Consider the following 6403-nt stretch of genomic DNA (forward strand, 5'->3'; position numbering starts at 1 on the left):
GCGGGCGAAATCCGATTCGGTAGGCGGATATACAATCGGCGGATGACCAGTGGCTCCCTCGAGTTCACGGTTTCGCGCTCGGCAACTCCGGCAACCGATGCCGAACGCGAAACCATCCTGGCCGAGCCGGGTTTCGGCAAGTACTTCACCGATCACATGGTGTCCATCGACTACGACGAGACCGGCGACGGTTGGCACAACGCGCGCGTCATCCCGTACGGCCCCATCGAGCTGGATCCATCCGCGATCGTGCTGCACTACGCGCAGGAGATCTTCGAGGGGCTCAAGGCGTACCGGTGGGCGGACGGCTCGATCGTGTCGTTTCGCGCCGAGGCCAACGCCGCCCGGTTGCGGTCGTCGGCGCGGCGGCTGGCCATCCCGGAACTGCCCGAAGAGCTGTTCATGGAATCGCTGCGCCAGCTGATCGCGGTCGATCGCGCCTGGGTTCCGGCGGCCGGGGGCGAGGAGGCGTTGTACCTGCGCCCGTTCGTCATCGCCACCGAGCCCGGGCTGGGGGTGCGGCCGTCCAAGCGCTACCGCTACCTGCTGATCGCGTCGCCGGCCGGCGCCTATTTCAAGGGCGGCATCAGCCCGGTCACCGTCTGGGTGTCGACGGAGTTCGTGCGGGCCAGCCCCGGCGGCACCGGCGCCGCCAAGTTCGGCGGCAACTACGCGGCCTCGCTGTCGGCTCAGGCCGAGGCCGCGGCCAACGGCTGCGACCAGGTGGTCTGGCTGGACGCCGTCGAGCGGCGCTTCGTCGAAGAGATGGGCGGGATGAACATCTTCTTCGTGTTCGGCAGCGGCGGGTCGGCGCGGCTGGTCACCCCCGAGCTGTCGGGTTCACTGCTGCCCGGCATAACGCGAAACTCCTTGCTGCAGTTGGCCATTGACGCCGGTTTCTCCGTCGAGGAACGCAAGATCGATATCGACGAGTGGCAGAAGAAGGCCGCCGCCGGGGAGATCACCGAGGTGTTCGCCTGCGGCACCGCCGCGGTGATCACCCCGGTCTCGCACGTGAAGTACGGCGATGCCGAGTTCACCGTCGCCGACGGCCAACCCGGCGAGGTCACCATGGCGCTGCGCGACACGCTGACCGGGATTCAGCGCGGCACCTTCGCCGACACCCACGGCTGGATGGCCCGGCTGGGCTAGTTGGCTCGAGTGTGAAGTTAGCTTCACATTCGGGCGTGAGCGTGAAATTAGTTTCACGCTCGAGCTCAGAACCGCACCAGGCCCGCGAGCGCCACGGCGCTCACCGTCGCGGCCAGTTCGATCGCCGCGCCCAGCACGTCACCGGTGATGCCGCCGAATCGGCGCACGCAGTGCCGCACCAGGATCGCGCTGCAGCCCAGGCCCACCGCCACCGCCACCGGGCCCTGCCACGGCCGCGGCCCGGCCAGCAGCGAGCCGGCGAGCAGCACCGCGACCCAGGCCGCCACCACCGAGGTCGGCTGGCTGCCCGCGACCCGCACCCCCAGGGCGCTGCCCTCGGCCGCGGGCACCGACCGGTGGCCGGCCAGCACCGCGGCCACCCGGCCCGAGAACACCGCCACGGCGATCCCGGCCACGCCGGGCCACACCCGGCCGGTGGCCCCCAACGCAGAAAACGCCAGTGCCTGCAGCATGATCACGACGACGACGGCGGCGACGCCGAACGGCCCGGTCGATCCCTCGCGCATCACCGCCAGCGCCCGCTGCGGCGGGCCGTAGCAGCCCAGGCCGTCGGCCGTGTCGGCGACACCGTCGACGTGCAGGCCGCGCGTCACCAACAGCAGCACCGCGACCGCCAGCAGGCCGGGCAGCGGGCCCGACGGCCCGAACACGTGCACCCCGCCCCAGGTCACGGCGGCGGCCAGGGCCCCCAGCACGGCGCCCACCACCGGCAGTGCGGCCATGGCGGCGCGGCCCATCGGCGCATGGCCGCCGCCCGGAACGGGCAGCACCGTACCGAACACGAAAGCCGTTGCCAGCGAACGGATCACGGCGGGGGAGCGGCCGGTGCGGGGCCGTCGAGGCGGTCGGACACACCGGCCTGGGCGAAGGTCGCCATCGACGACAGGGCGGCCACCGCGGCGCGCAGCACCGGCACCGCGAGGGCCGCGCCGGTTCCCTCGCCCAGCCGCATCCGCAGGTCGAGGATCGGCTCGAGATCCAGCGCCGTCAGCGCGAGCGCATGCGCGGGCTCGGTGGACCGGTGACCGGCCTGCCACCACAGCCGGGCGCCCGGCGCTAGGTGCTCGGCGACCAGCGCGGCCGCCGTCACCGCCATGCCGTCGAGCAGCAACGGCGTGCGCCGGACCGCGGCCTGCGCGCAGAAGCCAGCCAGCGCGGCCAGGTCGGCGCCACCGGCGCAGCGCAGCAGCGCGACCGGATCGGGCAGCACCTGCCGCGCGCGAAACAGGGCGTCGCGCACCGCGGCCGTCTTGCGCGCCCACCCGGCGTCGTCGATCCCGGTGCCGAAGCCCACCGCCGCGACCGGCTCGGCGTTCGTCAGGGCCGCCACCAACACCGTTGCGGGCGTGGTGTTTCCGATGCCCATGTCCCCGGCGATCAGCAGGTCGGCGCCCGCGTCGACCTCCTCGTCGGCGATGGCCGCGCCGGCCGCGAGCGCTTGCGCGGTCTCGTCGTCGCTCAACGCGTCCTGCACCCGGATGTCGCCGCTGGCGCGGCGCACCTTGTGGGCGCCGATCCGTTCGGTCAGCGCCTCGGCGTCGACAGCCAGGTCGGCGACCCGCACCGTCGCCCCGGCGATGTCGGCCAGGGCGTTGATCGCGGCCCCGCCGGCGTCGAAGTTGGCGACCATCTGCGCCGTCACCTCCGGCGGGTAGGCCGACACACCCGAGCGGGCGACGCCGTGATCACCGGCGAACACCACCACCCGGGCACGCTCGAATTGCCTTGGCGGGCAATGCCCCTGACACGACGCGACCCACACCGACAGATCCTCGAGCCGGCCCAGCGCGCCGCGGGGCTTGGTCAGGGCGTCCTGGCGGGCGCGCGCGGCGGCGGCGACGTCCACATCGGGCGGTGAGATGGCGGCGAACTGCATCAGGCCCCCGACGGTTTGATTGGGACCGGCTGGCCGGCCACCACCAGCACCACCCGGTCGCACAACCCGGCGAGGCGCTGGTTGAGGCCGCCCAGCTCGTCGGCGAACCGGCGTCCGGAGGCGGTAGCGGGCACCACCGTCAAGCCGACCTCCGGGCTGACCAGCACCAGCGGGGAAGCGAAGTCGCCGACCGCGGCCAGCACGTCATCGACGGCGGCCACCACCGAGCCGCCGTCCCAGGCGCCGTTGCGGTCCAGCGCGGCGGTCAGCCAGGTGCCGAGATCGTCGACGAGCGTCGGGGTGTCCGGGCATTGGCGCAATTGCGTTGCGACGTCGTCGGTTTCGATCGTCGACCAGTGCGCGGGCCGGCGGGCGCGGTGGCGGGCGATCCGCTGCGCCCAGGCCGCATCGTCGTTGCCGGCCGGCCCGGGCGCCAGGTATTGAACCGCCTGCCCCGCCGGCAACCCGTCGGCGATGGCTTGCTCCGCCCACTGCGACTTGCCTGACCTGATCCCGCCGAGCACCAGGGTGCGCACCGATGTCAGCCGGCCTTCCGGCGAGCTCTACTCGACACGGCTGCCGTGCTTGACCTGGGGCCGCGGCGCCCGCAGCCGGCGCATCTGGGACGCCCGGCCGGCGGCGTAAAGGCCTAGCTTCCAACGGCTTTCGGTGTTGTCCGGGAACTTCGCGTCGACCAGCCTGCTGACCTTGCGGCCCAGGATCAACCCGTCGACGCTCATCACGGCCATCAGCACCAGCATCGCCGGCGATACCCACAGCTGCAGCTGCGGGACGCCGAACATGACGAACATCAAAAACAGGGTCGACGGCATGAACAGGCCCAGCAGGTTGCGCCGCGAATCCACCACGTCGCGCACGTAGCGGCGGATAGGCCCCTGGTCGCGCGGCAACAGGTAACCCTCTTCGCCGGCCATCATCTTCGCGCGGCGTTCCGACATGCCGGCGCGGCCGGCGGCCTTGGCGGCGCGGCGCTCCTCGCGGGTGAGCTTGGGGCCGGCCAGCGATTTGCGCCGCGCCCGCGCCTCGGCGGCGGTCATGGGGGCCGGCGCGACCGGTCCCTTGCGCGCGTTGCGCCGCGCCTCGTTGCGCTTGGGCGTGGGGCGGCCCTTGGGGCCCGTCCGCTGCGCCTCGCGGGTTGCGTCGCCCGAGGCGCCAGCAACGCCGGCGACGGCCGCGGTGGCCGCGTTTTCGTCGAGGTCGGTGTCCTGGCCTTTCTTACGGCCCAACAGCTTCACAGTGGCCAGGTTACTTCGCGCGCGACCCGGGCCGGAATTCGCCTGGAATGCCTTGCTATTAGACCTGCGTTAGTGCCTCCCTTGGCCCTACTCTTACACGTGATGAACGGCTGCCTTTGATGGACGACGGGTCGATGGCCTCGGATGATGATGGTCCCGGCCTGGCCCCCGGCCGCCTGCAATTGCCCGCCATGCAAGTTCTGGTCGCCCCGGACTGCTACGCCGACAGCATGTCGGCGCTGGAGGCTTCCGCCGCCATCGCGACCGGCTGGACCCGGTCGCGTCCCGGCGACCGGTTCATCGTCGCCCCGCAATCCGACGGCGGCCCCGGCTTCGTCGAGGTGCTGGCCAGCCGGCTGGGGGAGACGCGTCGGCTAAGGGTCTCGGGACCGCTGAAAGCCATGGTCGAAGCCGATTGGGTGTTCGACCCCGGGTCGGCCACCGCCTACCTGGAGTGCGCCCAAGCGTGCGGCCTGGCGCTGATCGGTGGACCACCCACCCCGGAGACCGCCATGGCGGCGCACAGCAAAGGCGTGGGCCAGCTGATCGCCGAGGCGCTGCGGGTCGGGGCGACGCGCATCGTGGTGGGTTTGGGCGGCAGCGCCTGCACCGACGGGGGGCAGGGCATGATCGCCGAGCTCGGCGGCCTGGACACCGCCCGCCGGCAGCTGGGCAACGTGGAGCTGATCGCGGCCTCCGACACCGAATACCCGCTGCTGGGCCCGTGGGGGGCGGCCCGGGTGTTCGGGCCGCAGAAGGGCGCGGACACGGCCACCGTCGCCGCGCTGGAGGTTCGCCTGCAGGCGTGGGCGCTGATCCTGGAAGCGGTGGCGGGGCGCGACGTGAGCGCCGAGCCCGGGGCGGGGGCCGCCGGCGGGATCGGTGCCGGGCTGCTGGCGCTCGGCGGCCGCTGTCAGTCCGGGGCGGCCATCATCGCCGAACACACCCGGCTGTCCGACGACCTGGACACCGCGGAGCTGATCGTCACCGGCGAGGGCCGGTTCGACGAACAATCCCTGCACGGCAAGGTGGTGGGATTTCTCGCCGACGCGGCCCGGCCGCGGGGGATTCCGGTGGTCGTGCTGGCCGGCCAGGTCGACCTCGACAACGCGACGGTACGTTCGTCGGGCATCATGGCCGCGTTATCCATCGCCGAGCACGCCGGATCGGTGCGGTTGGCGCAGGCCGACGCCGCCAACCAACTCATGGGCCTGGCCTCCGTTGTGGCGGCGCGACTCGGGAATAGCGGTCCGTCAAGGTACCGTTGAAGAAGTGGACTTTCGCGCGATCCGGATCGCCCGGCGCAAGCCGGCGGTATCGGGCTTGATCGGACCCACCCAACGATGAGGCATGTAGGAGAAGCAATGACGGTGCAAAACGAGTCGAACGCCACGACGACCCACGGCGTGATCCTGACCGAGGCCGCCGCCACCAAGGCAAAGTCCCTGTTGGACCAGGAGGGCCGCGACGACCTCGCGCTGCGCATCGCCGTGCAGCCGGGCGGGTGCGCCGGCCTGCGCTACAACCTCTTCTTCGACGACCGGACGCTGGACGGCGACCTGACCGCGGAGTTCGGGGGCGTGACGCTGACCGTGGACCGGATGAGCGCGCCCTACGTCGAAGGCGCGTCCATCGACTTCGTGGACACCATTGAGAAGCAGGGCTTCACCATCGACAACCCGAACGCCACCGGCTCGTGCGCCTGCGGCGACTCGTTCAACTGATCGGTTGATCCCAAATCCGTCAACCGGGTTGTTGCCCGGCTGACGGTTTCGCACTCAGTACGAGCCGCCGGTGCGCAGCACGTACGAGCAGACCATGATCTGGCCGCGCTGGAACAGCAGCTGCGCGATGCCCTGCACCTGCCCGTGCATCGGGGCCCCGCTTACCGGCGACACCTTCATGGTGAACAACGCCTGAGCCTGGTACTGCGACAGGTAGACGATCTTGTCGATCGAGGTCAGCTCGACCTCGGAGAACTGCTTGCGAAACGCGTCGCTGCTGAGCTTGGCCAGCGCCTGGTCGGACCGCTTGTCCTGGACCCCGTCGTACAGGCCGCACAGCGCGTTGCGGGCGATCTCGTCGATGTCGCGGTGTT

General features: G+C 71.5%; 7 protein-coding genes and 1 pseudogene. 3 read left to right on the forward strand and 5 right to left on the reverse strand.

Translation table 11 applies throughout. The annotated features are described in order from the left end of the window. The first annotated feature begins 42 nt into the window (after positions 1-42). Positions 43-1152 (forward strand): branched-chain amino acid aminotransferase, encoded by a 1110-nt coding sequence (locus tag A5622_RS07755; RefSeq protein ID WP_066871658.1) that lies wholly within the window; start codon positions 43-45, stop codon positions 1150-1152. A 65-nt stretch (positions 1153-1217) separates the two neighbouring features. On the opposite strand, the gene A5622_RS07760 is transcribed toward A5622_RS07755, so the two are convergent. Genes A5622_RS07760 through A5622_RS07775 form a run of 4 tightly spaced genes read right to left on the reverse strand, consistent with a single transcriptional unit; the run spans position 1218 to position 4305 of the window. Then, on the reverse strand, positions 1218-1982 hold the full coding sequence (locus A5622_RS07760; protein WP_066877711.1) for an adenosylcobinamide-GDP ribazoletransferase: 765 nt from the start codon (positions 1980-1982) through the stop codon (positions 1218-1220). Continuing rightward, on the reverse strand, positions 1979-3052 hold the full coding sequence (gene cobT, locus A5622_RS07765; protein ID WP_369829223.1) for a nicotinate-nucleotide--dimethylbenzimidazole phosphoribosyltransferase: 1074 nt from the start codon (positions 3050-3052) through the stop codon (positions 1979-1981). Before cobT ends, A5622_RS07760 begins: the two co-directional genes overlap by 4 nt. After that, a complete protein-coding gene (locus A5622_RS07770) occupies positions 3049-3585 on the reverse strand; it encodes a bifunctional adenosylcobinamide kinase/adenosylcobinamide-phosphate guanylyltransferase (protein WP_066877714.1) in 537 nt (178 codons plus the stop codon). Before A5622_RS07770 ends, cobT begins: the two co-directional genes overlap by 4 nt. A gap of 27 nt (positions 3586-3612) precedes the next feature. Then, positions 3613-4305, reverse strand: a complete 693-nt coding sequence (locus A5622_RS07775; protein WP_066877716.1) for a DUF3043 domain-containing protein — start codon at positions 4303-4305, stop codon at positions 3613-3615. A gap of 191 nt (positions 4306-4496) precedes the next feature. On the opposite strand from A5622_RS07775, the gene A5622_RS07780 reads away from it, so the two are divergent. Next, positions 4497-5573: a glycerate kinase gene (locus tag A5622_RS07780; protein WP_066871677.1), complete on the forward strand. Its 1077-nt coding sequence runs from the start codon at positions 4497-4499 to the stop codon at positions 5571-5573. Between the two features lie 96 nt (positions 5574-5669). Beyond that, complete coding sequence (locus A5622_RS07785) at positions 5670-6029, forward strand: iron-sulfur cluster assembly accessory protein (RefSeq protein WP_066871643.1); 360 nt, start codon at positions 5670-5672, stop codon at positions 6027-6029. A gap of 54 nt (positions 6030-6083) precedes the next feature. Here A5622_RS07785 and A5622_RS07790 read toward each other — a convergent pair. After that, positions 6084-6403: pseudogene (locus A5622_RS07790) on the reverse strand (hypothetical protein); the annotation flags it as partial.

The organism is Mycobacterium sp. 1245801.1, from assembly GCF_001673055.1.
GTDB lineage: Bacteria > Actinomycetota > Actinomycetes > Mycobacteriales > Mycobacteriaceae > Mycobacterium > Mycobacterium europaeum_A.

Coding starts and splice junctions, on each gene's coding strand:
- A5622_RS07755 (WP_066871658.1), top strand. CDS start 43: ATGACCAGTGGCTCCCTCGAGTTCACGGTTTCGCGCTCGGCAACTCCG.
- A5622_RS07780 (WP_066871677.1), top strand. CDS start 4,497: ATGCAAGTTCTGGTCGCCCCGGACTGCTACGCCGACAGCATGTCGGCG.
- A5622_RS07785 (WP_066871643.1), top strand. CDS start 5,670: ATGACGGTGCAAAACGAGTCGAACGCCACGACGACCCACGGCGTGATC.